The sequence below is a fragment of the Paenibacillus terrisolis genome (assembly GCF_056171975.1).
This window is the reverse complement of sequence record NZ_JBKFGG010000044.1, coordinates 19,110-43,761: the sequence shown is the minus strand read 5'-3', so window position 1 is coordinate 43,761 and position 24,652 is coordinate 19,110. Positions and strand designations below refer to the sequence as shown.

Annotated in this window: 22 protein-coding genes; 12 read left to right on the top strand and 10 right to left on the bottom strand. The window is 52.7% G+C overall.

Going from position 1 to position 24,652, the window contains the following annotated elements; translation table 11 throughout:
• Nucleotides 1-29: 29 nt before the first annotated feature.
• Nucleotides 30-1,043, bottom strand: a complete 1,014-nt coding sequence (locus ACI48K_RS23595) for a phosphate/phosphite/phosphonate ABC transporter substrate-binding protein (RefSeq protein WP_475030090.1) — start codon at nucleotides 1,041-1,043, stop codon at nucleotides 30-32.
• A 223-nt stretch (nucleotides 1,044-1,266) separates the two neighbouring features.
• Here ACI48K_RS23595 and ACI48K_RS23590 point away from each other — a divergent pair, with 223 nt between their 5' ends.
• From ACI48K_RS23590 to ACI48K_RS23575, 4 genes are all read left to right on the top strand, one after another.
• Nucleotides 1,267-2,880: a bifunctional metallophosphatase/5'-nucleotidase gene (locus tag ACI48K_RS23590; RefSeq protein ID WP_475030089.1), complete on the top strand. Its 1,614-nt coding sequence runs from the start codon at nucleotides 1,267-1,269 to the stop codon at nucleotides 2,878-2,880.
• Between the two features lie 56 nt (nucleotides 2,881-2,936).
• Nucleotides 2,937-3,524 carry a class I SAM-dependent methyltransferase gene (locus ACI48K_RS23585; protein WP_475030088.1) on the top strand — a complete coding sequence of 196 codons (588 nt, stop codon included), beginning with the start codon at nucleotides 2,937-2,939 and terminating at the stop codon, nucleotides 3,522-3,524.
• Nucleotides 3,521-3,799: a hypothetical protein gene (locus ACI48K_RS23580; RefSeq protein ID WP_475030087.1), complete on the top strand. Its 279-nt coding sequence runs from the start codon at nucleotides 3,521-3,523 to the stop codon at nucleotides 3,797-3,799. Before ACI48K_RS23585 ends, ACI48K_RS23580 begins: the two co-directional genes overlap by 4 nt.
• A 116-nt stretch (nucleotides 3,800-3,915) precedes the next feature.
• Nucleotides 3,916-5,610, top strand: coding sequence for a methyl-accepting chemotaxis protein (locus ACI48K_RS23575; protein ID WP_475030086.1), 1,695 nt, complete (start codon nucleotides 3,916-3,918; stop codon nucleotides 5,608-5,610).
• Nucleotides 5,611-5,820: 210 nt separating this feature from the next.
• On the opposite strand, the gene ACI48K_RS23570 is transcribed toward ACI48K_RS23575, so the two are convergent.
• The 8 genes from ACI48K_RS23570 to ACI48K_RS23535 all read right to left on the bottom strand — a co-directional run bounded on the left by ACI48K_RS23570 (nucleotide 5,821) and on the right by ACI48K_RS23535 (nucleotide 13,837).
• Nucleotides 5,821-6,414 carry a YkoP family protein gene (locus ACI48K_RS23570; RefSeq protein ID WP_475030085.1) on the bottom strand — a complete coding sequence of 198 codons (594 nt, stop codon included), beginning with the start codon at nucleotides 6,412-6,414 and terminating at the stop codon, nucleotides 5,821-5,823.
• A gap of 150 nt (nucleotides 6,415-6,564) precedes the next feature.
• Nucleotides 6,565-7,752 (bottom strand): MFS transporter, encoded by a 1,188-nt coding sequence (locus ACI48K_RS23565; RefSeq protein ID WP_475030084.1) that lies wholly within the window; start codon nucleotides 7,750-7,752, stop codon nucleotides 6,565-6,567.
• Nucleotides 7,753-7,982: 230 nt separating this feature from the next.
• Nucleotides 7,983-8,870, bottom strand: coding sequence for an alkaline phosphatase family protein (locus ACI48K_RS23560; protein ID WP_475030083.1), 888 nt, complete (start codon nucleotides 8,868-8,870; stop codon nucleotides 7,983-7,985).
• A gap of 57 nt (nucleotides 8,871-8,927) precedes the next feature.
• Nucleotides 8,928-9,710, bottom strand: a complete 783-nt coding sequence (locus ACI48K_RS23555) for a DeoR/GlpR family DNA-binding transcription regulator (protein WP_475030082.1) — start codon at nucleotides 9,708-9,710, stop codon at nucleotides 8,928-8,930.
• 3 nt (nucleotides 9,711-9,713) lie between these two features.
• Nucleotides 9,714-10,823, bottom strand: coding sequence for an ABC transporter ATP-binding protein (locus ACI48K_RS23550; protein WP_475030081.1), 1,110 nt, complete (start codon nucleotides 10,821-10,823; stop codon nucleotides 9,714-9,716).
• Nucleotides 10,820-11,617 carry an ABC transporter permease gene (locus ACI48K_RS23545; RefSeq protein ID WP_475030080.1) on the bottom strand — a complete coding sequence of 266 codons (798 nt, stop codon included), beginning with the start codon at nucleotides 11,615-11,617 and terminating at the stop codon, nucleotides 10,820-10,822. The genes ACI48K_RS23550 and ACI48K_RS23545 overlap by 4 nt, the downstream gene beginning before the upstream one ends.
• Entirely contained in the window at nucleotides 11,614-12,564 is a 951-nt protein-coding gene (locus ACI48K_RS23540) for an ABC transporter permease (RefSeq protein ID WP_475030079.1), read from the bottom strand. The genes ACI48K_RS23545 and ACI48K_RS23540 overlap by 4 nt, the downstream gene beginning before the upstream one ends.
• Before the next feature lie 112 nt (nucleotides 12,565-12,676).
• Nucleotides 12,677-13,837 (bottom strand): ABC transporter substrate-binding protein, encoded by a 1,161-nt coding sequence (locus tag ACI48K_RS23535; RefSeq protein WP_475030078.1) that lies wholly within the window; start codon nucleotides 13,835-13,837, stop codon nucleotides 12,677-12,679.
• Between the two features lie 224 nt (nucleotides 13,838-14,061).
• On the opposite strand from ACI48K_RS23535, the gene rlmN reads away from it, so the two are divergent.
• The 5 genes from rlmN (at nucleotide 14,062) to ACI48K_RS23510 (ending at nucleotide 19,381) form a co-directional block, all read left to right on the top strand.
• Nucleotides 14,062-15,108, top strand: a complete 1,047-nt coding sequence (gene rlmN, locus ACI48K_RS23530; RefSeq protein ID WP_475030077.1) for a dual-specificity RNA methyltransferase RlmN — start codon at nucleotides 14,062-14,064, stop codon at nucleotides 15,106-15,108.
• A gap of 138 nt (nucleotides 15,109-15,246) precedes the next feature.
• Nucleotides 15,247-16,851 (top strand): spore germination protein, encoded by a 1,605-nt coding sequence (locus ACI48K_RS23525; RefSeq protein WP_475030076.1) that lies wholly within the window; start codon nucleotides 15,247-15,249, stop codon nucleotides 16,849-16,851.
• 28 nt (nucleotides 16,852-16,879) lie between these two features.
• Entirely contained in the window at nucleotides 16,880-18,049 is a 1,170-nt protein-coding gene (locus ACI48K_RS23520) for a Ger(x)C family spore germination protein (RefSeq protein WP_475030075.1), read from the top strand.
• 10 nt (nucleotides 18,050-18,059) lie between these two features.
• Nucleotides 18,060-19,160 carry a GerAB/ArcD/ProY family transporter gene (locus tag ACI48K_RS23515; protein ID WP_475030074.1) on the top strand — a complete coding sequence of 367 codons (1,101 nt, stop codon included), beginning with the start codon at nucleotides 18,060-18,062 and terminating at the stop codon, nucleotides 19,158-19,160.
• A 2-nt stretch (nucleotides 19,161-19,162) separates the two neighbouring features.
• Nucleotides 19,163-19,381: a hypothetical protein gene (locus ACI48K_RS23510; RefSeq protein WP_475030073.1), complete on the top strand. Its 219-nt coding sequence runs from the start codon at nucleotides 19,163-19,165 to the stop codon at nucleotides 19,379-19,381.
• 5 nt (nucleotides 19,382-19,386) lie between these two features.
• Here the strand turns inward: ACI48K_RS23510 and ACI48K_RS23505 are convergent, their stop codons facing one another.
• Nucleotides 19,387-20,250 (bottom strand): helix-turn-helix domain-containing protein, encoded by an 864-nt coding sequence (locus tag ACI48K_RS23505; protein WP_475030072.1) that lies wholly within the window; start codon nucleotides 20,248-20,250, stop codon nucleotides 19,387-19,389.
• Between the two features lie 167 nt (nucleotides 20,251-20,417).
• Between ACI48K_RS23505 and uxaC the strand changes: the two genes are divergently transcribed.
• The 3 genes from uxaC (at nucleotide 20,418) to ACI48K_RS23490 (ending at nucleotide 24,651) form a co-directional block, all read left to right on the top strand.
• Entirely contained in the window at nucleotides 20,418-21,824 is a 1,407-nt protein-coding gene (gene uxaC, locus ACI48K_RS23500) for a glucuronate isomerase (protein WP_475030071.1), read from the top strand.
• 94 nt (nucleotides 21,825-21,918) lie between these two features.
• Entirely contained in the window at nucleotides 21,919-22,881 is a 963-nt protein-coding gene (locus tag ACI48K_RS23495) for a bifunctional 4-hydroxy-2-oxoglutarate aldolase/2-dehydro-3-deoxy-phosphogluconate aldolase (RefSeq protein ID WP_475030070.1), read from the top strand.
• Between the two features lie 612 nt (nucleotides 22,882-23,493).
• Nucleotides 23,494-24,651 carry an ROK family transcriptional regulator gene (locus tag ACI48K_RS23490; protein ID WP_475030069.1) on the top strand — a complete coding sequence of 386 codons (1,158 nt, stop codon included), beginning with the start codon at nucleotides 23,494-23,496 and terminating at the stop codon, nucleotides 24,649-24,651.
• Nucleotide 24,652 lies beyond the last annotated feature (1 nt).

The following is a 24,652-nucleotide window of genomic DNA, read 5'->3' as shown; positions in this document are numbered from 1 at the left end:
ATTTCATGCCGATATTCGAATGTTCCGAACTATTCGGTTTTAACTTTTTCGTTGTATTCGCGAACGATGGCGAATTTGCTGTCGTCGGATTCTACATAACCTTCATGAGTGTAGATGTCGGCGATAATTTTGTGACCTTCTTCATCCTTACCGATATCGATAAAAGCGTCTTTCAATTTTTGTACCCATTCCGGGCTCATGTCGGAACGGACAGAAATCGTATCGTTCGGGATAGGCTCCGTAAAGGCAAGTGCGCGAGTATCGTCAAATACAGTCGGATAATCTTTGATTACCGTGTTACGGGCATCTTGGAAAATAGCGGCTGCGTCCACGTCACCGTTCAGCACGGCGATAACGCCTTGGTCATGACCTTTGACCGTAATCGGCTCAACGTCTTTCAACGGATCAAGACCATGGTCCATCAGCAAGGCTGCTGGCCATACATAACCGGCGGAAGAAGTTACGTTTTGGTAAGCGATCTTCTTGCCTTTGAGATCTTCTACCGTTTTAATCGGTGAATCCTTTTTCACGATAATCATAGCTTTATAGAAATCAACCAGTTCATCTGTAGGTGCGCCTGTGTCATCTTGAACGCCGAAACGTTGCGCTTGCAGGATAACATCAGCGGCTCCTTTGTCTTTTGCCAGTACATAAGCAGTTGGCGGAAGGAACCCTACATCCACTTGTTTGGATGCCATAGCTTCAATGATCGTATTGTAGTCTGTCGAAACGCTGACTTTAACAGGAACGCCAAGTCGGTCAGAGAGAAGTTTTTCAAGAGGTTTAGCTTTTGCTTCGAGGGTGTCTGCGTTTTGCGATGGTACGAATTGAACAGTCAAGGTTTCTGGTACATATCCGGTGTCAGCAGCGGTATTCTCGGCGGCATTGCTTCCGGCATTGGTTTCCGTCGCGCTGTTATTTGCACTGTTGTTTGCTGCGGATGCGTTGTTGGCCGAATTTGCCGAGTTGTTGTTGCCGCAGCCGCTCATAATCACGGAAAACGTCAAAAACAAAGGTAAAACGAGTTTGGTAATCTTCTTCAAACCTATGACCTCCACATCAATCTTTTTTTTCGTTACTCACTTACTATAAGAAAGAATTGTTAACTGGGAGTTATGGAAGTCAATGTGTTTTGTAAATGTTCACATTCTTTCTGCTTTGTAATATAAAATATCATTTCATCTGCTAGAATGGAAGGAGGTTTCGAAAATAATAGGAAAATAAAGGAATCGATTTTCATGATAACATGGAGAGAGGACCCTGCATATGAAAAATAGTTTGGAGACTTGCGAGATTCTGGTGACGAGCGACATTCACGGCTATATTTACCCGACGGATTATCGAAGCCGCGACGAAATCAGCCTTGGACTCGCCAAGCTAGCCGCGATCATCCGTAAAGAACGGCAGGCGAAGCCGGGACTGATACTGGTGGATAACGGCGATCTGATTCAAGGCACGCCGCTTTGCTCTTATTTTGTTAAACATAGCCAAGGGACGCATCCCGCGGTCCGGGTGCTTAATAAATTGGGGTACCGTGCAGCTGTGCCGGGAAACCATGAGTTCAACTACGGTATGAGCACGCTTCGCGGAGCCGTGGAGAATTCCCAATTTCCCTGGCTTTCGGCGGGGATCGCGGATGAAAAAACAGGGCAGCCGGTTTTTGGTAAGCCTTATATCGTGATCATAACGGATAATGGGCTAAAAGTGGCCATTCTGGGCGTGACCACGCACTACATTCCGCATTGGGAGAATCCGCGCCATATCGCGAGTCTGCAGTTCCATGACGCGCTGCAAACCGTAAAGGCCTGGGTTCCGCGCATTCGGGAAGAGGAAAAGCCCGATCTGATGGTTGTCGCTTATCATGGGGGCTTTGAGCGGGATTTGCGGACGGGTGAACCTGAGGAACGTTTGACGGGGGAAAATCAGGGGTACGCCATGTGTACAGAGGTAGATGGGATCGACGTGCTTATTACCGGCCACCAGCACCGTTATATCGAAGGCTCGGTAAACGGGGTGGCGGTCATCCAGCCGGGCTGCAACGGACAAGCGCTCGGAAAAATCACGGTCAGCTTCACGCGGACGGAAGATGGTGGCTGCGAAATTATCGGCAAAGAGGCGGAGCTTCTCCGGCCGGACGATGCGATTGCCGCGGATAAGGAGGTGCTGGAGCTGGTCCGGGAGATACAGGATGAAACCCAGAACTGGCTGGACCAGCCGATCGGCAGGGTTGAGGGAGATATGACCATCGCCAGTCCGCTCGAGTGCCGGTTGAAGGACAACTCCTTCATGGAATTTGTGAACCGGGTGCAACTGGAAGCCTCCGGTGCGGGAATCTCCAACGCCTCCCTGCTGAGCAACGAATCCAAAGGATTTCACGGCACGGTTACGATGCGCGATGTGCTGACGAATTTCATGTATCCGAATACGCTGACGGTGCTGCGGCTCCAAGGGCGGGATATTCGGGCCGCGCTGGAGCAGACGGCCGCTTATTTCGTCATCGGACAGAACGGCGAGATTGGCGTCAACCCTGCTTATGTGATGCCCAAAGCCCAGCATTACAACTACGATATGTGGGAGGGCATCGAATACGAACTGAACGTGTCCAGGCCGTTTGGAGGGCGGGTTGCCAAGCTTAGCCGAAATGGAGTTCCAATCGAAGACGATGCGGAATTCGATGTGGTCATGAACAATTATCGCGCCGGCGGGGGCGGAGATTATGAGATGTATCGGGGGAAGCCGATCGTCAAGGAAATTCAAATCGATATGGCGGAGCTTGTGACGGAGTATATTTTGAAGCGGAGCACGATCAAAGCCGAATGCGATGGAAACTGGATTGTGACCGGCGGTGTGTCCGTATCGGCTAATTCGGCATCTTCTTAAGGTTCTGATAGAATAATAGGGACTCGTCATTTTGACTATCAAGGAGATTCCTTTTTATGCGCGAAGCTGTCCACCCTATTTTGCCGGTCCTGCTTGCCGTCTTCGTTCTGCTGGGAATGTTGTCCATCGTATATAAGAGCTGGCGGAACGGAATTTCTCCCATGCCGGCTTCGGCCCTGGTCCGGCGGGAAGTGGCCGCCGAAATGAAACGGCTTGACCGGTCCGGCGCCGGAAGCAACATCGTGGAGGCGGGAGCCGGATGGGGAACGCTGGCACTGCATCTGGCCAGAGTGAATCCGGCATGGCGGATCACGGGAATCGAAAATTCTCCCGTACCCTGGCTCTTTTCTCTCCTTGCCGCGGGTTGGCGGCGCAGCTGGAACGTAGCATTTTTGCGGGGAAATCTGTACAATTATCCGTACGAGAACGTGGACCGGGTGGTATGCTACCTGTATCCCGGCGCGATGAAGCGTCTTGGACCCGTTTTCCGGGAACGGCTTGCTCCGGAGGCTCGGGTGATCAGCGTGTGTTTTGCGCTCCCCGGCTGGAAGCCGGAAAAAGTCGTGGAATGCCGGGATCTGTACCGGACCAAAATATATATTTATCAGGGATCAAAAAGGAAGGCAGGAGAGAATGACCGATGAGTGAACAGATCAACGAACAAGAGCTTGTCGAATACATTGCCGGACGTTCCGAGGCAAAACCGGCAGACATTAAACTCGTACTGAAGCATGAAGCGGCGTTTATCAACAACGCGCATAAGGGCGCGAAGGACGAAGTGGACATCGATAGCGACGAACTGGTGGATTACGTGCTCAGCCGTTCCGATGTCAAACTGGATGAATTGACGATTGAGACGATTCTTGATTTGGAAATGGACTATTTGATGGAAAAAGGACTTGCCGGATACGCCGATTAACGGTGAAAAAAAGATCGCCCAGGCCCCTAAATTGTGGGGGTGCTGGGCTTTCTTTTACTTCAATATGGATTTGGATTATTTTATGATTATTACAACACTCGAGAGGGGCTGTGAATATGCGCAACAGAAGTATCGGGACTAAAATCAGCTTAATCGTCATCGTCATTTTGCTGGCTGTTTCCGGGGCCATCGGTTATGTCGCCGTCAAGGAGATGGGCAAAGGAATCAAGATGTTTGCTACCGAGAAAGCGAAGAGCGATTTGCAGTTGGCAAGCCGGTATATCGGCAGTAAATATCCCGGCGATTGGCATATCCAAAATGACGCCTTGTATAAGGGCGATTTGAAAATAAACGGAAACTTCGGATTGGTGGACGAGCTTGGCGGCGCAACGGGAGATACGGTCACTCTTTTCCAAGGAGATACCCGGGTATCCACCAATGTCGTCAGCAGCGGCGAGAGGGCGGTAGGTACCAACGTCTCCGAAAAGATCGCGGACATCGTCTTGAAAGGCGGACAAAGCTATTATGGGGAGGCGGTTGTGGTCGGGAAGACTTATCAAGCCGCTTACGAACCGATTAAGGATGCGAGCGGGCAAATTATCGGCATATTTTATGTGGGAGCGCCGCAGCAATTGATCGATACGATACAGGCCGCTTTTTTCCGGAATTTTGCGGTCGTTTTTGCGGCAGCCCTTCTTATTTCTATGGTTTTGGTGTCGATGTACATCCTGAGCATGAAAAAAAGGCTGGACCGAGTAGGAAAGGCCATGGAAAAAGCAGGGTCTGGGGATTTTACGACTATCGTCGCCGACCAATCCCGAGATGAAATCGGGCGGCTGGCTGCCAGCTTCGACCGGATGGGGGCAAACCTGAAAGAGCTGGTGCAGCAAGGAATGCAGGCTTCGGAGAGGGTGTCGGCATCCACCTTGCGGCTTAAGGCAATCGCGGAAAATACCGCCGCGGAATCGGATCGGATCACGGCCTCGATCGGAGAGGTGGCGAAAGGGGCGGAAAGCCAAACCCTGAGTACGACGGAGAACGCTACAGCGATGGAGGAAATCGCCATCGGCGTGCAAAATATCGCCGAGAATGCCGTGGATGTGGCCGAAGCGGCGGGGCACTCCCGGCGGCAGGCGGCGGCAGGAGAAGAAAACATCCGGCGGACGGTCGAACAAATGGAGTCGATCGACCGTTCCGTTCACGCCACGGAGTCCATCATTCAGACGCTGAGCGACAAATCTCAAGAAATCGCCGTAATTCTCGAGCTGATCCACGGGATCTCCCGGCAGACGAACCTGCTTGCTCTCAACGCGTCCATTGAGGCCGCCCGGGCGGGTGAAGAAGGGCGAGGATTCGCCGTCGTCGCCGCGGAGGTAAGAAAGCTTGCTGAGAAGTCCGGGTTGTCTTCCCAGCGCATTTCCGAGGTGATCGCGGATATAGATATCGACATTAAGCAGTCGATCGAAGCGATGGCCGAGGTGATCCAGGAAGTGCAGACGGGCCTGGAATTAACCGGCGAGACGGACCGCAGCCTGGAGGAAATCGTCAAGTCGAGCGGGCATATTGCCGACCGGATCGAACAGCTTGCCGCGACCGCGGAGCAAATGTCGGCAGGCATTGAGCAGGTCACGGCATCCGTCCAGACGATTTCGGGAATCGCCCGGACGACGAGCGCCGCGTCCCAGGAAGTATCGGAATCGGCGGCAAGCCAATTGGCCGCCATTCAAGAGATCAGTCAATCCTCGGCGACGCTGACCGAGGTTTCCTCCGAACTGCAAAATGCGCTGGGCAAATTTAAAGTCAGCGCGTAAGAACTACACTAACTGGAAATTCTCCTGCTAATGAGCCCCTTTTGGAGTCTGGTTGAGCATTAACTGGAAATTCTCCAGTGGACTTCGGGCTCCAGATGGAGTTCTCAGGTTCATAGAGCCTTTTCGGATAAAATAAGCCCCTGAACCGGACGATTGCCCTTGGTGATATTACCTTGGACAGACCCGGTTGAAGGGGCTTTTAGCACTTTATCAGATGGCCGTTTTTTCGGCGGAAAACCGCCGGATGAGCGAGGAGCGGGTCATCACCAGCTTCATCGGCACCAGCTTCTCCGCATGGGGTCCGATCCGTTTCCGGTTGCCGGGATGAAATACCGTGAGCAGGAGGCGCAAATAGAACGTGGTCAACGCACGGAATTTTCCCGCCTTCAGATGATGGGTTTCAAAGCCGAGACCGTGGGTGATCCCCCTGTGCAGCAGTGTAATCCCCTGTAGTGCCTTAACCTTGCTGAGATTGGGATTGGTCTCGATTTCGGCGCAAATTTGCCGCATGGAGCCGCGAGCCAATCTGGCAATCGTCAATGCCACGCGGTTTTCGTCATTGATCCGCAGCATGCCAAGTATTTTTTCATTATCCAAATGGAGCTCGCCGATCCAATCGCCCGAGTGGATCCATGTCCCGTCCTCGCACTCCATGCTTGCGCCGTGATACCTTGTGACGAACATTTTGCAAATGCCGAATTCCCCGGAGTATTGCGAGCGCATGCGGCTGAACCGCTCGAAAACGCGCTCCCATCCCATCCAAATCCATTGAATCGCATGTTTGAGCTTAGTATCGGGTTTCACCTATTAAATCCTTCCTTTCCTTGGAACGAGCTTGGCTCCCGGTTTCGGAGGGCCGCCGCCTTCAAAGCAATAACGAAGCGACTGTCTCCGAGCGGACACCAGCCGCCCGGTCCTAAGGAAGGAGATGATTCGCAGGGTTCGGCGACCGGGTTAGTCCGCGTCCGGGGCGATATGACTTACAGGGCGAATCCAGTAAAACAGCATAATCGTGAACAGCAGCATCGCACTGAAGGCCACGGTCACGGTTGCGTCGAAGCTTTCCGCCATCCACCCGCCTATGATCGGACCGGCAACAACGCCGATACCTTCAATGCCGGAAAGAATGCCCCATCCTGTCGCTTTTTGATCGGTGGGAACGAAATAGGAAAGGATGGCATTCCACGCCGGAAGCACGGCGGCATAGGCTGCTCCGAGACATACGGACAGCAGCACAACGCTGTAGATATGACGGAAGAAGACCAGCAGCCCCAGACAGCCGCCCAAGGCACCGAACCCGGCAACGAGAAGCCATTTATGGCCCCACTTGTCGACCAGCCGGCCCATGGGAATCAGCAGAAGCACGGTCATCAAACCCCCGGCGAGCAAGATCATGGAGTAGCCCGAATAGCCAAGCGCCAATTTATCGGAGGCGAAGCTCGGCAGTACCGGGACCAGCAGTCCGGCAGCCATCGTCTGAATGATCATTCCCGGAACGAGCGGTTTCATGAGCGTCAGCTTTTTTTGCAGGGCTTGCATCTGTTGCTTGAACGGAATCGTTGCGACCTTTGAGTTGAAGTGCGTGTCTTGAACCGCCGCAATCAGCCATCCCAAGCTCCACAGTCCGGCAAGAAGCCCAAACGACAACGAGTAGCTGTAATCAATCATGAAATTGGCCGCAACTGGTCCAAGACCCAGCGCAACAAGCCAAATCGTGTACACGGAGCCCATCTGCGAGCCGCGCTGCTCCTCCTGAACCGAGGACAGGCACAGCAGCCAGATCGGTGATACTCCGATTCCCAGCAGTCCGGCGCCAAAGATTATGGCGAGCGGGTCGTTGACGGTACCCGAAATAACCAGGCCGGCTAGGCCGAGCAGGAGAAAGATATTCTGAATCAGGCGCGGCGGAAACCGGTCAAACAAATAACCTGCGGCGATCTTGATCAGGGTGTCGGCCAAATAATGAACAGAGATGGCCAGGCCAACCGCCGCAAGGGAAATTTGCTGCTCTTTGGCATAGGCGGGCAGAAAAGAAATCAGAAACGCGCTTCGGACAAACTCGGTTAGAAACAGGATAACGGAACGGTTCAGAAAATAAGGGGAGTACTTCCTCCAAAAAGAGCTTTGGGCAGGATGCTTCATATTCGGCAGGCTCCTATACTTTCAAATTGAACGTCTTCCCCCCTCAGTTCAAGTATAAAGAAAGAGGGGGGAGGACAAACCGGGCGAGCGGCGTGATTTCCATTTAGACCATAGTCCAGTAACATACTGGACTCAAGATGAAAAGGTCGATGATTAAGCGGAAAGCCTGACGGGCAGGAAGTGTTGAAAGGACGGCTTGGAATCAGTCGGCCGAGAGGAAAATAATGCGTTTATTCCACGGCTACCGGCAGGTGTACCCCGGGAATCAAGGATGAATAACGCATCCGCGGTGCAGGCGACAGTTCGAGCAAACCGGCGATCAAGGGAGCGATTGCCAGTTGCGGAACCGGTTCTTCATACACGCCGGGGGTAAAAGCCTTCCCAATACCGTAAAGCGGAACTTCGCGTTCTTCCGGAGCGGTCCCCCCATGCTGACCTGAGCTGCTCATGCCGTGATCGGCGGTGATGAGGACCTGGTAGCCGGCGGCAATCCATTGCGGCACGGCGATCGCCAGAATGCTGTCCACTTTGCGGACGGAGCCTTCGTATTCTCGGCTTCCTCCGCCGAAGCGGTGACCGGCGTCATCGACGTTCATCGAATGAACGTACAGCAGGTCAGGCCGGTAGGCCTGCCTTAAATACTCGGCATCAGCAAATAAATGGGAGTCCGGGTAATGATCTTCAAAATAAAACGAACCGTGCATGATCGGGAGCGAATCGTCATGTTGATGTCTATCGCTAAGCGGATTGAAAGGAGCCTTGTTGTATAGCTCGCTTACCCAGTGGTAAGCCGCGGCGGCGGTAGTAAGACCCGCGTTTCTGGCGATATGGAACAAGCTTTCCTCTTCGCTGAGCCGGACCACCTGGTTGGTGGTAATTCCGTTTTCCCATGCGGGCGTCCCTGTGAGGATAACCTCGTATAACGGTCTGGACAAGCTGGGCAGTTCCGAAATTACCTTGTAGCTGGCGGCTTTGCCGGCTTCCACAAGATGCTCCACATACCCAAGCCAACTGCGTGCGGCTTCATAACGAAGCCCGTCGAGGACAACGGCGATCAGCTTAGGGTTTTGTTCTCCCGCGCGCTCCATATAATCCTTTTTCGCATTTTCCATGAACATGAGGCACACTCCCTTTATTAAAATGATTAAACCTGTCGTATAAAGAAAGATAAAAGCTTAAGCTTCCAACCAGTCGATCCGGTAATTTTCAAGCGCCTTCAGCCAGGATTCAGGCGGAGGTCCGCTGCTGACGATCTGATCGGCCTTTTCCAGAGGGATGATCTGCACGAAGGCCTCTTTGCCGATTTTGCTGTCGTCCGCCAGAACAATAACCTCTCTGGCCGATTCCGCAAATAAACGCGACATGCTCGATTCCTGGATATCATAATCGCTGATGCCCCGGCTTAAAGTCAAACCGCCGGCGGACAAAAACGCTTTATCCACGGTGAATTGCTTCATCATCCGCTCGCCGGCCGCACCGGAAAGCGACTGCTGCTGCGGGTTCAATTCGCCGCCGATGAGAATCACCCGGCCCGTGATGGTACCGGCATTCAGCGATTCCATCAGGCAGAAAGCCACGGCCAATGAGTTCGTCAGCACGGTCAACTGTTGGCAGTCGTTGATCGCTTTGGCGAATTCGAGGGCGGTCGTGCCTACGTCGATGACAATGGTATCGCCGGAGCACACCAGTTCCGCCGCACGCTGGCCGATGCTTTTCTTCTCCTCCGGCAGTACCGATTGGCGCTGGAGATAAGGCGGCTCAAAGCCGCTGAGCTTCTGGGGAACGGCGCCTCCGTACACTCTTTTCAAATATCCGTCCTTTTCCAGGTTTCCGAGATCGCGGCGGATCGTTTCCTCCGAAACGTCAAGTTCTTCCGCTAAATGGAGCACTTTGACCTGGCCGATGCTGCGAAGCTGTTCCAATATGATTTTTTTGCGTTGTTCTGCGAGAATGGACAATAATCAGGCACCATCTTTCTCCAAAGGAATGCATTGCGAAGGGTGGACGCTTAGGACAACTTCGGATTGCTCGCCGGGGCGAAAGAAACTGTGGCCCGCGAGGCCGTCGATCGACAGCGACAAGCCGGATACTTCCACCTGATAGCGGAGAATATTGCCCAGCATCATCGTTGAGGTCACTTTCCCCTTCCAGTAAAGCGGGGAGTCCTCAGTGGCCGGCCGTTGCGGGACGGTGGCCCCGGTAAACGGGTCGACGACGGCCGGTTCCCGGCTGCCGATCCGCGTTACCCGGTCTGCGCCCTCCGGCAGCAGCACGATCGACTCCGGACGGATCGCATAGCTGACTCCGGGCAGCGGGGACAAGCCTTCCAGCCGGGCCGCTTCCTCTGGAGCAAGCACGTTGTAGTTGCCGATAAACCGGGCGACAAACTCATTGCGAGGCGCGGTATAGATCTGCTCGGGAGTGCCCTGTTGCACGATGCGGCCTTTGTTCATGACGCAGATCCGGTCGGAAATCATCAGCGCTTCCTCCTGGTCATGGGTGACGAAAATCATCGTCATCCCCATTTTCTGCTGGAGCTGGCGGATTTCCATGCGCAGGCTTTTGCGGATTTTGGCGTCCAGGGCGCTGAGCGGTTCGTCGAGCAGCATCAATTTCGGCTGAATGGCGAGCGATCTCGCCAGCGCCACCCGCTGCTGCTGTCCGCCCGACAACTCATGGGGATAAGAGCGGCTTTTATCCGCAAGATCCACCAGCTTCAGCAGCTCCTCGGCGCGCGTGCCGCGCTCCCCTTTGGCGACCCCCTTCATCTTCAGTCCGTAGCCGATGTTCTCTTGCACATTCAGGTTCGGGAACAAGGCATAGGATTGGAACACCATGCCTACTTCGCGCTCCCGGGGGGCGAGGGAGGTCAGCTCCCGATCTTCAAGCACAATCGAGCCGGCTTCCATTTCGGTCAGGCCGGAGATGCAGCGCAGCAGCGTGCTTTTGCCGCAGCCGGACGGACCAAGAAGGGTGATCATCTCACCCTTGCTCGCTTCAAGATCAATGTTATCCAACACGAGGCTGCCTCCGAATTTTTTAGTGATGCCGGACAACTGCAAATAACTCATAGGCGAATGCCTCCCTTCATGAAATTGCTTAATTTGGTCAGCCCGAGCGAGATGAGCAAAATGAACACGAAATACAGGATTGCGATGGTGCTGGCCAAATGGCCGCTTTCGGCGAGCCGTTTAGACAGATAGATTTGCACGGTTTCGATTTGACCGCCGATCAGCATATTCGTCAGCACGAATTCCCCAAACAATACGGAAAATGACAGAAGCACCGCCACAATGACGCCAGGCAAAATATTCGGAAGAATAACCGTCCGGAAGGCGGTGATTTTGTTCGCGCCCAGCATTTCCGCCGCATCCAGCAGCCCGGGGGCTTCGACGGTCAGCATACTGTTCCGCAGCCCCTGATACATATAAGGAAGCACGGCCACAAAATAGGCGCCGATGACGATATAGATCGTGCCCGAGATGGCCAGAGGTCCGGAAGAGTAAGCGCGGATCAAACCTACCGCGGATACGATGCCCGGAACGGCGTAAGGGAGCACGACCATGCTTTTCAGCAAGGGCTCAAAGCGCGGAAAATAAACCGTAATGATAAAGACTGTCGGCAGCATGACGACAAGGCTTAGCCCCACGCCGATTGCGCAAAGGTAAAACGAGTTCCACAGCGATTCCAGAAACCGCGTATCCAGCGCCATCTGCCGGAACCAGTCCAGCGTCCACGTCTCGGGAAGCAGCGTGTGGTCCCATTTCCCGGCAAAAGCATAAAGGCAGGTTGCCACTAGGGGCAGCAGGAGATAAATCAAAAGAAGGGTAATGAGCAAACGGTGAAGTCCGAGTTTACGAGTCATGCCGATTCCCTCCCGGAGATCGCGGCGGTGGCGGCCATATCCCGTTTCAGCAGGGAACTGCGTTTCCGCTGTTTACTTGAGCTTCCTTGCGCGCTTCCGCTAAAAGAAGCCACCTTGCGCGTCATGATATGATTCAGCCAAACGGCGGCGATCGAGGTCAACGCCAGCAGCACGGCCAGCGCCGAGCCAAGCTGAGGCCGGGTGACGACGTCCCCGGTTACGAGCGAGCTGATGCGGGTTGCCAGCAGGTTGTAGTTGCCGCCGACCAGGGCATAGGCCGTCGCGTACGCGCCCATCGCGTTTGCGAACAAAATGCCCAGCGTCCCGAGCAGGGCGGGGGCGATGCAGGGCAGCCCGACACTGGTCCAAAACTTGACCGGCGAAGCTCCAAGCAGATAAGCCGCTTCCTTCCATTGTTCGCGGATGATGTAAAACGAAGGGTACATCAGCAAGATAGCGAGCGGAATTTGGAAATACACGTAGACGAGGATTAGCCCGGTCCAGCTGTACAAATCGAAGCTGCCAAAGACATCAATGCCCCATGACTTGAACAGCAGTGTGAAAATCCCGTTGTTGCCGAGCAGGATGATGTAGGCAAAGGCGAGCGGAATCCCGGCAAAATTCGAGGTCATATTGGACAGCATCAAGATCCGGTCCCGGACCGCCGGGCCGAACCTCGTGATGGAGTAAGCCGCAAAGGTTCCAACCACGATGCCTGCCAGGCTGGAGAACAGAGAGATCAGCACGCTGTTTTCGATCGCCTTGAAGTAAAACGCGTTGGTAAGCGCCGTGACATATTGGCTAAAGGTGAACCCGCTGCCGCTGTCATCCGTAAAGCTGCCGGTAAGCATCGACAGAACGGGAACGAGCAGGAATCCGGCGATCAGCAGGGCAAATGGCAGCAGCATGAGCAGCAGCCAGAAGCGGGAGCCGCGTTTTCGTTTCATGGTCAAATTCACCACATTTCCTGGTTTCTAAAAAAACAGTCATGGGCGCCTTAGGCAAGGCGCCCTGAGAATCCCTCATTAGCTTAAGGTGTTCCCTTTCGCTAACGGGGAACTAGTTCAAGTGTACGAGAACGCGTTCTTGCCAAAGCTGCGGCAGGGTTTTGGCGGTTTCGTCCCAAGCCGCGTAATCGTTGACCGGTTTGGCATTGGTGTATTCGTCCTGAGGCAGCAGCTTGGCGGCCACATCGTCAGGCAGCTTTACGCTGGAACGAATCGGTCTTGCGTAACCTTTTGCCAGGTTAATTTGGCCTTCATCGCTGAGAATGAATTCGCGAGTCAGCTTGGCTGCGTTAGGATGCGGAGCATATTTGTTGATGATGGTTGCATAACCGCTGACGACGCTGCCTTCCTTCGGAATCGTTACTTCAAACCGGTCTTTATCGAATTGATCGCGATATCCGAGCGAGTTGAAGTCCCACAAAAGCGTTACGGGAACTTCCCCTTTTTCGATGTTGGCCGGCGAAGCTTCCGACAGGGAAATGCGTCCTTGTTTAGCCAAATCTTCGAAGAAGGCGATGCCCGGTTCGATATTCTTTTCGTCGCCGCCGAAAGCGATCGCTGCCGCAAGCACGGCCATTTGTGCTTGAGCTGCTTTGGTCACGTCGCCGACGATGATTTTGTAATCGCCGTTCTTCAGGTCTTCCCAGCTCTGCGGCGGGTTTTTCACCAGGTTTTTATCGGTAAGGAAAGAAATCGTACCTTGGTAACCCACGACCCAGTTTCCGTCCGGATCTTTGGCCCAATCGGGGATTTCGTCGAAATACGAAGTTTTATACGGTTGCGTTACGCCTTTTTCAACGGCGGTTGGCCCAAAAGCGATGCCTACGTCGCCGATATCGGCGGTTGGTTTGTCCTTTTCGGCATCGAACTTGGCGATTTCTTCGGCGCTGGACATATCGGTGTCGGTATGCTTAATTGTATACGTGGAATTGATGTCTTCCCAGGTTTCCTTCCAGTTTGCCCATGAGTCCGGCATGCCGACGCTGACAACTTCGCCTTCGCCTTTGGCCAGATTGGTGAGATCCTCCAGACTAACCGTTTGATCGTTGGATGCATTGTTGCTGTTGGTGCTGGCATTGGCGCTGTTGTTGCCGCCGTTTGCCGCGGACGCAGAGTTCGCGGTATTCTCATTGTTGCTGCCGCATGCGGACAATACAGTAACCAGCGATAAGGTTAAAATAAATCCCGCCGCTTTGTTCCAACTTTTTTTCATGGATTCTCTTTCCTCCCGGTGTAAATGTGGTTTATTACGTGATTGTTGTTGTTTTTGTCCTGATTTAACTTTAGGGCGGCAATGTTTTCCCGGTTTCAACGGAGAGACTCATGTTTGTAAACGTCCGGAATTTAATAAGTCTTTTTCAGTTTTTTTACCTGTGGCATTGGAAGGAACGCTTTAGGTATAATGAGAGAATGATAAAATTTAAAAGGTGAACATTTATGAATAAACCATCGATATATGGATTTACCAAGGAACAGCTCGGCGAGTGGCTCCTGGAGCACGGGCACAAAAAATCGCGGGCGCCGCTCGTTTGGGACTGGCTATACCGGAAACGGGTCACCGCTTTTTCCGAGATGACCGATGTGAACGCCGAAAGCCTTGATGCGCTGGCCGGTCATTTTGCCATTGAGACGCTGCAGGAGCATGTGCGACAGGAATCTGCGGATGGTACGATCAAATTCCTGTTCCGGCTGCAGGACGGCAATTTGATCGAAACGGTGCTGATGCGGCATAAGTTCGGCTTGTCCGTGTGCGTGACGACACAGGTGGGATGCAATATCGGCTGCAGTTTTTGCGCCAGCGGACTGCTGAAGAAAAACCGCGATTTAACCAGCGGGGAGATCGTGGAGCAGATCATGAAGGTTCAGCTTCACCTGGATCAACGGCGGCAGGAGGAGAAAATCAGCCATATCGTGGTGATGGGCATCGGTGAACCGTTTGACAACTACGCAAACATGGCCGATTTCCTGCGGGTGGTTATGGATCCCAAGGGATTGGCCATCGGGCCAAGGCATATCACGGTTTCGACCAGCGGTCTGGCCGACAAAATCAAGGAGTTTGCCGTTTCGGATCTCCCGGTGAATCTGGCGATTTCCCTGCATGCCCCGAATAACGAGCTGCGGACCCGGATCATGAAGATCAACCGCGCAATTCCGATTGAGACGCTGATGGACGCCGTCGATTATTATTTGGCGAAAACCAACCGGCGGATCACGATCGAGTATATTTTGCTCAGGGGGATCAACGATCGCAGGGAACACGCCCAAGAACTGGCCGAGCTGCTTAGGGATCGACTGGCCAACGTCAATCTGATTCCTTATAATCCGGTCGACGAGCACGGCCAATACCAAAGAAGCGAGCACGAATCGGTACTGGCGTTTTACGATACGCTGAAAAAGAATGATATCAGCTGCAGCATCCGCCTGGAACACGGGACGGATATCGATGCGGCTTGCGGACAGCTTCGGAGCAAACAGCTTCGCTAATGTCAGCCTGTAATGAGAACACTGCGTTTCTTCCGGGAAGGAAGGGGCGCGGTGTTCTCTTTTTTTCATAGACCGAATAAGTTCAGGGGCATTGGGAAAATTAGGGGTGGCGTCATCAATTGGAAATGGAGGGCAAATATGTTTCGTTTCTTCTATAAAAAGCTTCAGTTCCGGCAAATGCTCCTGCATCATTATCAAGAGCAGCTCTCAGCCGCCAGTACCCGGCATACTAACATTTCCCGCGAGCTCTCCCAAAATTTATCCGCGTTGCGATCCATTCTGGGAACCAGCCAAGACATCGTGATGCGGGAAATCGTGTTCGGCGACCAAGGAGGTGGACGTGCCGCGCTGATTTTTATTGACGGACTGACCGATAAGGCGATGATTAACGAGAGTATCATCAAACCGCTGATGTATGACAGCCGTTTCACGGACATGGGGATTGGGCATAACGTTGTAAGCATAGACGACATCCTTGCCACAATGATGTCCGTGGGCAGTATCGAAAAGATTTCGTCGTTTGAAGAGGCTGTTGATCACAGCTTATCGGGCGATACGGTGTTAATCATCGACGGCTTCGCCGAAGCGCTGGTCATATGTACTCGAGGCTGGGAAAGCCGCGGGGTGGAGGAATCCAAAACCGAATCGGTCGTTCGCGGCCCGCGCGAAGGTTTTGCCGAAACGATGCAGACTAATTCGGCCCTGCTGCGCCGGAAAATCAAAAGTCCGGATTTTACGATAGAATCCATGAAGATCGGCAAACGGACAAGAACGCAGGTCTCTATGGTTTATTTAAGAAATCTGACCAATCCCCAATTGATTGAAGAGGTGCGGCGCCGGCTCTCCAAAATCGATACGGACGTGATTCTTGAGTCCGGATATATTGAACAGTTCATCGAAGATGCGCCTTTTTCAATTTTTCCGACGGTCGGAAACAGCGAGAAGCCTGATTCCGTCGCGGCTAAAATTCTGGAGGGGCGGGTCGCCATATTGGTTGACGGCACGCCCTTTGTGCTGACGGTTCCTCTGCTGTTTATTGAGAATTTTCAAATCTCCGAGGACTACTATTCACGCCCTTATTTTGCGAGTTTGCTTCGCATGCTGAGATTTTTATCTTTCATGATTAGCGTGCTGGCCCCTGCCTTGTATGTTGCTCTTACCACCTTTCATCAAGAGCTGATTCCGACCAATTTGCTTCTCACCATGACGGCGGCCCACGAAGGCGTCCCATTTCCTTCGGTCGTGGAGGCAGGGATGATGATCGTCACCTTTGAGATTCTTCGGGAAGCCGGCGTACGACTTCCGAGGCCCGTCGGTCAGGCCGTCAGCATTGTGGGGGCCCTCGTCATCGGCGAATCGGCCGTATCGGCGGGACTGATCGGTGCGCCGATGGTTGTGGTCGTTTCGATAACGGCAGTAGCCAGCTTTGTGGTCCCGGCCCAAACCGATTCCGCAGCAATTCTAAGGCTGATTTTCCTGGTGCTTGCCGGTTTTACCGGCGGTTTTGGCATTGCAATTGGTCTGCTGGGGGTGCTGATTCACCTTGTGTCCCTGAGATCCTTTGGCGCTCCGTACTTTTCTCCGATCGCTCCGCTTAACCTCCAAGGTTTAAAAGACATGCTGATTAGAGCTCCGATCTGGATGATGTCGACCCGGCCGAAAGCCATCGTTTGGGAGGATTCGCGGCGTCAGGATTCCGAGATGAAGCCGGAACCTCGGCGGGAGGACGATTCGCATCAATAATGCCATATAAACTTTTTGAGGTGCAGCCATGAGAAGACGGTTCATATACACGATAACGATATGCGTTAGTATCTCGCTCGCTTTGACCGGCTGCTGGAACCGGCATGAGCTCGATACCTTGGCCATCTTGATGGGGATGGGGATCGATAAGCCCGAGCAGCAGCCCGGGGAAGTGAAACTGACGGCCCAAATCGTAAAAGCCGGAGCGCTGAAGAACCCGCTAAAAGGAGCCGGAGGCAGTACCTCTCAAAAGGCCTACTGGAACACACAGAGCCAGGGGAAAACCGTATTTACGGCGGTAAGAGGTTTTACTCACGAGTCCAGCCGGAAGCTGTATTTTCAACATAATCAAGTGCTTGTTATCGGCCGGCAGATTGCCGAAGAAGGCGTGCAAAAGTATCTCGATTTTTTCGCCCGCGACCACGAAAGCCGGCTCACTGTCTGGATCCTGGTGGCAAGGGGAATGGCCAGCGACATTTTTGACGTCGAGGCGGAGCTGGAAACGACGCCCGCGATGAATATCGCCGAACTCGTAAAGGATCAGGCCGCGACCTCTCAATCAAGCATCGTGAATTTGAAAGATTTTTTAAGCAGCATGATGAGCAAATCCACTGCGTCACTAGCACCACTGATCGAAATTATACAAGTAAACGGAGAGAAAACGCTGCACATCTCGGGAACGGCGGTATTCAAAAAAGACAAGCTGGTCGGAGAAGTGAACGAGACCGAAACCCGCGGGCTTTTGTGGGCACTGGATAAAGTGAAGAGCGGAATCATCGTTGTAGATTGCCCCGGGGGCGAAGGAGAGGTGAGCCTTGAAATCATCCGATCCAGCGCCAAAATCGTTCCGGTAATCAAAGATCAGTCCATCCAAATGATGGTGAAGATCAAGGAGGAGGGCAATTTAAGCGATCAGTCCTGCTCGGAGAATCTGGCCTTGCCTTCAGCTATCCAGGTTTTGCAAAAGGAACAAAATGAGGCGATAAAAAGCGAAGTGATGGCCGCCTGGGACAAAGCCCGGAAGTATAAAGCGGATATTTTCGGCTTTGGAGAGCTGATTCATAAGAAATATCCCAAGCAATGGAAGAAGCTTGAGAAAGACTGGGATAAGCGCCTGCCTAGCGTTACGGTAGAGGTTCATGCGGATAGCAAGCTGCGCTTGTCGGGTAGAATCAATAAGCCAGCCGAAGCGGAGTAGGAGAAGTTTAATGAAGATTGAAAAAGGACAAATTTCAAGCACGCAGCTTACGTTTTTTATCATTGGGTTCATGCAGGGGGCCCACTTGCTGATTGCGTTTCAGGCAGGGATTACCAAGCACGATACATGGATAAGCATTCCGGTGGCTATGGCGATCAGTTTGCCTTTTCTGCTTATTTTTGCCTCGTTGTCGCAAAGGTTTCCCGGCAAAAACCTGGTGCAGATCCACGACATTGTCTACGGCCCTTACCTGGGCAAGGTGATTTCCGTGCTGTATATCGGCTTTTTCCTATTGCTGGCCTCGCTAAATTTGCGGACGGTGTTCAACTTTTTTGGCACTTACATTATGCCGGAGACCCCGATGGCGGCTTTTTTTATTATGTTTATGTTCATTTGCGCTTGGGCGGTGAAGGGCGGAATCGAAACGATCGCCCGCAGTAGCCTGATCTTGAGCATCACCGCTACGACGCTGATACTCACGGTATTCATTCTGCTGCTGAGAGATATGGATTTTACCAATTTTCTGCCTGTTTTTGAACTGCCCATGATGAAATTCGTCCAAGGGACGCATATCTGGATTACGGTTCCATTCACCCAGATCGTTCCTTTTCTGATGGTAATGCCTTACATGAATAAAATCAAAGAGGCGAAGAAATCCGTCATGCTGGGACTGCTATTTGGCGGTTTACAGCTGCTGCTCATCGTCGTTCAGGATACGACGGTGCTGGGGATTGTCGGAACGATTATGGTATCGCCTTCGTTTGAGGCGACCCGGCTGGTCGATATTGCGGACATTCTCACCCGGCTTGACGTGGTGGTGGCGATTGTACTGCTGGTCACTTTGTTTTTAAGAGTCAGCTTATTCTATTACGCTACGACGCTGGGGATCGCCCAAATGCTGAAGCTGCGTTCCTATGCGCCGATCGTCATTCCCATTGGAATTATCGTCATTAGCCTTGCGGGACTGGTTTATAACTCAAGCATGGAGCACGCGGCCGACGGGGCGAGCATCTATCCGGTTTACAGCACCCCGTTTCAGATTATATTTCCGTTTCTTACTTGGCTTATCGCGCTGATTCGGGGACTGCGAGGAGAAAGGGAGGGCCATTAAGAGTGGTTATTCTGCTTGTGCTGACGTTTATCGGAATCGCGTTTTATGAAATGCCCAGACTCATTCGGGAACAATCCTGGCGGGAACTTACCGCCTTTTCCTTTTTCTTCTTGATCGGCTTTGTTTTAACGCTGCTGCAGACGATAGGCGTGCTGAAGCCGGGACTGATGAACGGAGTTGAATTTTTCTTCAAGCATGTGCTGCATATGTACTATAAATAGGTTTTTTACTTGGCGGATCTTGCAAAATCTTTGGGAGAAATGCCGTACTCCGCCTTAAACGACCGATAAAAATTACTGTAGTCGCTGAATCCGCATTTTTCAAAAATCCCCGTCGGGCTTTCTCCGCCCGTAATCCTCTGCTTGGCGATCAAGAGCCGCTTCTGAATAATGTACCGATAGACGGACGTTCCCACCAGACGGCGGAATTCTCTGGAAAGATGATATTTGCTCACGAAAAAGCGGGCCGACAGCAGGTCCAGCGAGATTTCACTCTCATAATGTTCATTGATATACTGCAGCACTTTCGCGATCAGGGGACTGGATTTGTCCTCCAACTCGTAACGCTGCTGCTGTCGCATAGCCAAACGGTTGAGCGTCGCCAATAGCATGCAGATGGTGCTTGCGGTCATGACATCTCCGCCGAACTCCCGGTTTTCGCTTTCCTCAAGCAGAGCGTCAAGCATCGGAGCGACTCCCTGCATGTTTCGGGGATCGGGACGCAGCAGATTGGTATGAGTTGGTGAAAAAACGTCGAAGCAGCGGGACAGGTCGGTCTGCGGCGTGCGGAGCGAGTCCATGTAGGCTTTACTAAGCCATATGACTACGCGTTCGTAAACCTGATTGCGGGGGGTGATGATCGGTTGATGCAGTTCCATCGGCGAAATCAGTAAAATATCCCACGGCTGCAGCAGATAGTTTTGGCTTTCGACGATATATCTGACATTTCCGGAGAGGAAAAAATAGATTTCATAAAAGTCGTGATGATGAAGCGCAACCTCTTTCATGTAGCTGTCACGGTAATGATGCACCTCATAAGTGTTCGCCAGCATTTTCTGCCGTTCGTTAAACGGATGAATATGGTCCGCCATATAGTCACGTCCTCGCTTGTCCGATTACGTTCAGATTAGGGCAATATTTGCAATGTGTAAAGCAATAATTCCAATTCACATTGCAAATTGAATGGTTATGATAAAGAAGAATAGTTAGGTTTGGCATGTACCGAAATCTTGTTTCATGAAAAAGGAGTGTTTGGAAAATGACTGCCTGCAGTCCGTTTCAATTAAAAGGCACCGCCCGGCATCTCTATGAGACCTTCGCGGCAAAGGCGCCCATTTACGATTACCATTGCCATCTGTCGCCGAAGGAAATTGCCGAGGATAAACCGTTTACCAATATCGTGGATATGCTGCTCGGAGGAGACCACTACAAGTGGCGCGCCATGCGTTATCTGGGTCTGCCGGAGCGGGTGGTTACCGGGAACGCGGAGCCGCTGGAGAAATTCACTGCCTGGATGCACACGCTGGAGGGTATGATCGGCAGTCCGCTGTATCACTGGTCTGAACTCGAAATGAAGCTGTTCTTCGATCTCGATATTTTGCTCTGCTCGGACAATGCCCGGGAGATTTACGAGCAGTGCAACCGTGTGATTGCGGAGCGTCAGCTATCTCCGCGCAAGCTGTTGGCGCAATTGAACGTGGCGCTCGTCTGCACGACGGACGATCCGCTCGACAATCTCGAATGGCATGAAGCGCTTGCTAACGATCCTTCGCTTTCGTTCCGCGTCATCCCCGCTTTCCGTCCCGACCGTGCGCTTAAAATCGCCTCTCCGGGATTTGCGGAATACGTGCTGCAGCTCGGAAGCGTCGTAGGGCTGCGAATCGGCAGCTACGCGGAATTCCTGGGCGTACTGGAGCAGCGGCTTGATTTCTTCGTAAGCCGGGGCTGCCGCTTCTCCGATCATTCGCTGGAGAGCCTGATTTTGCCGGAAACGGATGAAGCCGAAGTAGCGGCGATTTTCGGTGCCGCCTTGCAGGGCGCCGCGCCCAGCGCCGAAGAAACGGAAAAGTTCAAATTCCTCACACTGCAGAAGCTCGGAGGCATGTACCGTAAGCGCGATATCATTATGGAGCTTCATATCGGAGCGCTGCGCAACATCAACAGCGATGCTTTCCGCCGGTTAGGTCCAGACACCGGTTACGACATTCCGGGGGATTTCGATATCGCCGTGCCATTGACCCGGCTGCTGGATTTGATTAATGAACAAAGCGGCTTGCCGAAGACGATCCTCTATACGCTGAACCCCAAACACTATTCGGTGCTTGCGGGCATTCCGCACTGTTTCACGGAAGAAGGCGTGCGGGGAAAAGTACAGCTCGGCATGGCCTGGTGGCATAATGACACGATGCACGGCATGCTGGAGCACTTGCAGGTCAGCGCCAACTTTGGTCTTCTCAGCGGTTGCGTCGGCATGCTGACGGATTCGCGAAGCTTCTTGTCCTATGCCCGTCATGATTATTTCCGCCGTATCCTCTGCAGCTTCCTGGGCGATTTTGCGGACAGCGGAAATTATACGGGGCCGGTCGCGGCGCTGGGAAAAATAACTGAAGACATCTGCTACCGCAATATTGAAGAGTACATTAAAGAAGTCAAGGCGGAAGCTTAACCGGACGCATACAGATTGAACAAAAAGTGAATGGCAACAGTGTGCAATGTTCCCATAAGTTCAATTTATGCAGATAGGGAAGGAGCAGAAATAAATGAACGACATCATTGAACGAATCGGTTCCGTCGGAATCGTTCCCGTCATTAAGCTCAATAACCCGGATCACGCCGTACCGCTGGCGCACGCGCTTTGCGAGGGCGGCTTGCCCGCAGCGGAAATCACGTTCCGCGCCGCCGGCGCTGCTGCGTCGATCAAGGCCATCCGCGAAGCGGTGCCGGAAATGCTGGTCGGCGCGGGTACCGTGTTGACGACGGAGCAGGCCGATGAGGCCATCGCCGCCGGCGCATTGTTTATCGTTAGCCCCGGCCTGAACCCGGCCGTGGTAAGCCACTGTCAAGAACGCGGCGTGCCGATTGTGCCCGGCTGCAATACACCGAGCGACATTGAGCGGGCACTCGGGCTTGGGCTTGAGGTCGTCAAGTTCTTCCCGGCCGAACCTTCCGGCGGCATCGAGATGATCAAGGCGCTGGCCGCGCCGTATCATACGGTGAAGTTTATGCCTACCGGCGGCATCCATCCGGGCAATCTGAACGATTATCTCGCTTTTGACAAAATCATCGCTTGCGGCGGCAGCTGGATGGTCAAAGATGAGCTGATCCACGCCGGACGGTTTGACGAAATCACGCGTCTATCACGGGAAGCGGTGTCCTGCATGCTTGGGTTCGAGCTGACACATATCGGCCTCAACGCCGGGAACGCCGACGAGGCCGGGGCAGTGGCCCGTGAATTCGAGGGAGGGCTGAACCTCCCGCTGCGGGAGACGGGGGTGTCCTTTTTCGCCGGCGAGCTGGTCGAGGTGATGAAGCATTCCAGATTCGGATCGCACGGCCATATCGGTTTCAAGACGAACCATATGTCCCGTACGGTCGCTTATTTGCAGCAGCACGGGCTGACGATTGATGAAAGCACCGCACAGTACGATGCGAAAGGCCGCTTGAACTTTGTCTATGTCAAAGAGCAAATCGGCGGATTTGCGCTTCATTTTATCCAGAAATAAAACGAACGGCTCCTGCATGATAAGACATTGGCGGGGGCCGTTTTTTTTCTGAAAGGCCGCGGCTTGCTTCCTGGCTCGACACGTCAGAAAGAATGAAATAAGGTAGTTTTTTGGCTCTACTCTTGGCTACCGGAATACTTGGGAGGAAATAGCGGTACTAAAGGTTGTTATTCCAAGCTGTGATGTGCAAAGAGCCTGCTTTTTATCGTTCTGAATGAAATTAGGGGTAATTTGTACCCTTATTTTTCTTGCTAAAGGCTAAATCGGAAGAATAGCGCCATTTTATGACTTTATTCTTTTGCTTCCCTCCAATCTCATCCGGGGCATATCATTTCAGCTCCCCCGGGAGGTCGGATATTCCTTCCTTTCCCGTTGAAGGCAACGGTCGCTTAAATTCCGAATAAACGCATGAACATCTTCATAATGCTGTAAGCTATTTTGGTATATTGACGCTCATGGATTCATCTTTTATATTAATAACATCAATGGAGTAAATATTAATCGAAATGAACATATATATCTATTTTCATGCAATTATTGTCTCTGATTACATTGTTTTGTGTAGATAATTCACTTAATTAATCCATCCAAGAAAGAAATAAGAGGTCTTCTATGAAAAAACATGATCAAGACTTCATCAAACGTCAGAATCGAACCACTGTGTTTGAAATCATTAAAAACAGCCGCCCGATCTCGCGCTCCGCGATTGCCAAGCAAACCGGCATGAGTGCCACAACTGTAGGACGGATTGCAAACGAGTTGACGGAGCGCGGATATATTTCCGAGTCCGAGCAGGTGTCCTCCGGACTTGGCCGAAAATCAACACTGCTTGAGGTGGTTGGTTCCTCCGTGTTGTCCATTGGCCTGGAGCTTGACACTCATCAAATCAAAATCGGGATCGTGGATATGCGTGGGGATCTGGTCTGCAGCGCCGCATATCCTCGTTCAGCGAGTGAAAGCTCGGACAACACGATCGTCCGGATGGAGAGTATTATCGACGAGATCACGAAACAGTACGGCATCGACCGCTCTAAAATCGTCGGGATCGGCATCGGTCTGCCGGGCATCGTGAGCAACGAGCAAGGAGATGTGGTCTTTTCCGTACAGCTCGGGTGGAAGAACGTGGCACTGGCTGAGCGAATGAGGGTCATAACCGGCATAGATGTTGCGGTGGATAACGAACTGAAGGTCAGGGCGCTTGCCGAGCATTTGAAAGGCTCCGCGATGGGTTCCCGCAGAACTGCGCTGCTTGGTTTTGGAAATGGAGTCGGCTCGGCGTTGATCCAGGAAGGTCAAATTCTCCGGGGCGATCACAATAGTGCCGGCGAAATCGGGCATACGACCGTCGATCCTGACGGAGCGCTTTGCGAATGCGGCAAGGCCGGGTGCTTGCAAACTTACATCAACCTCCGCTCTCTTCTGGCGGAAGCGAACAAAATCCGGCCGATCCGAACGATTGAGGAGGTATTCGCAGCCAGACGATCCGGCGAGAGCTGGGCGGTTTATTTGCTGGACCGCGCCCTGAAGTACATGGCAATTACGGTCAATAACGCGGTTTGCATGTACAACCCGGACAGCGTCATTTTAAGCGGGGAGCTGATCGATAAATTTCCGGAAATATATGAGGAAGTCGAGGCGCTTTGTTCTACAAGGTATGTGTGGCAGCCGCTGCGCGGATCTTTTACTCTTTTGAAATCCCAGCTCAACGAGCGGGGCGTTATGATCGGCTCGGGATTGCTGGCGCAAAACCGTTTTTTCGAGCTGGAGTAGT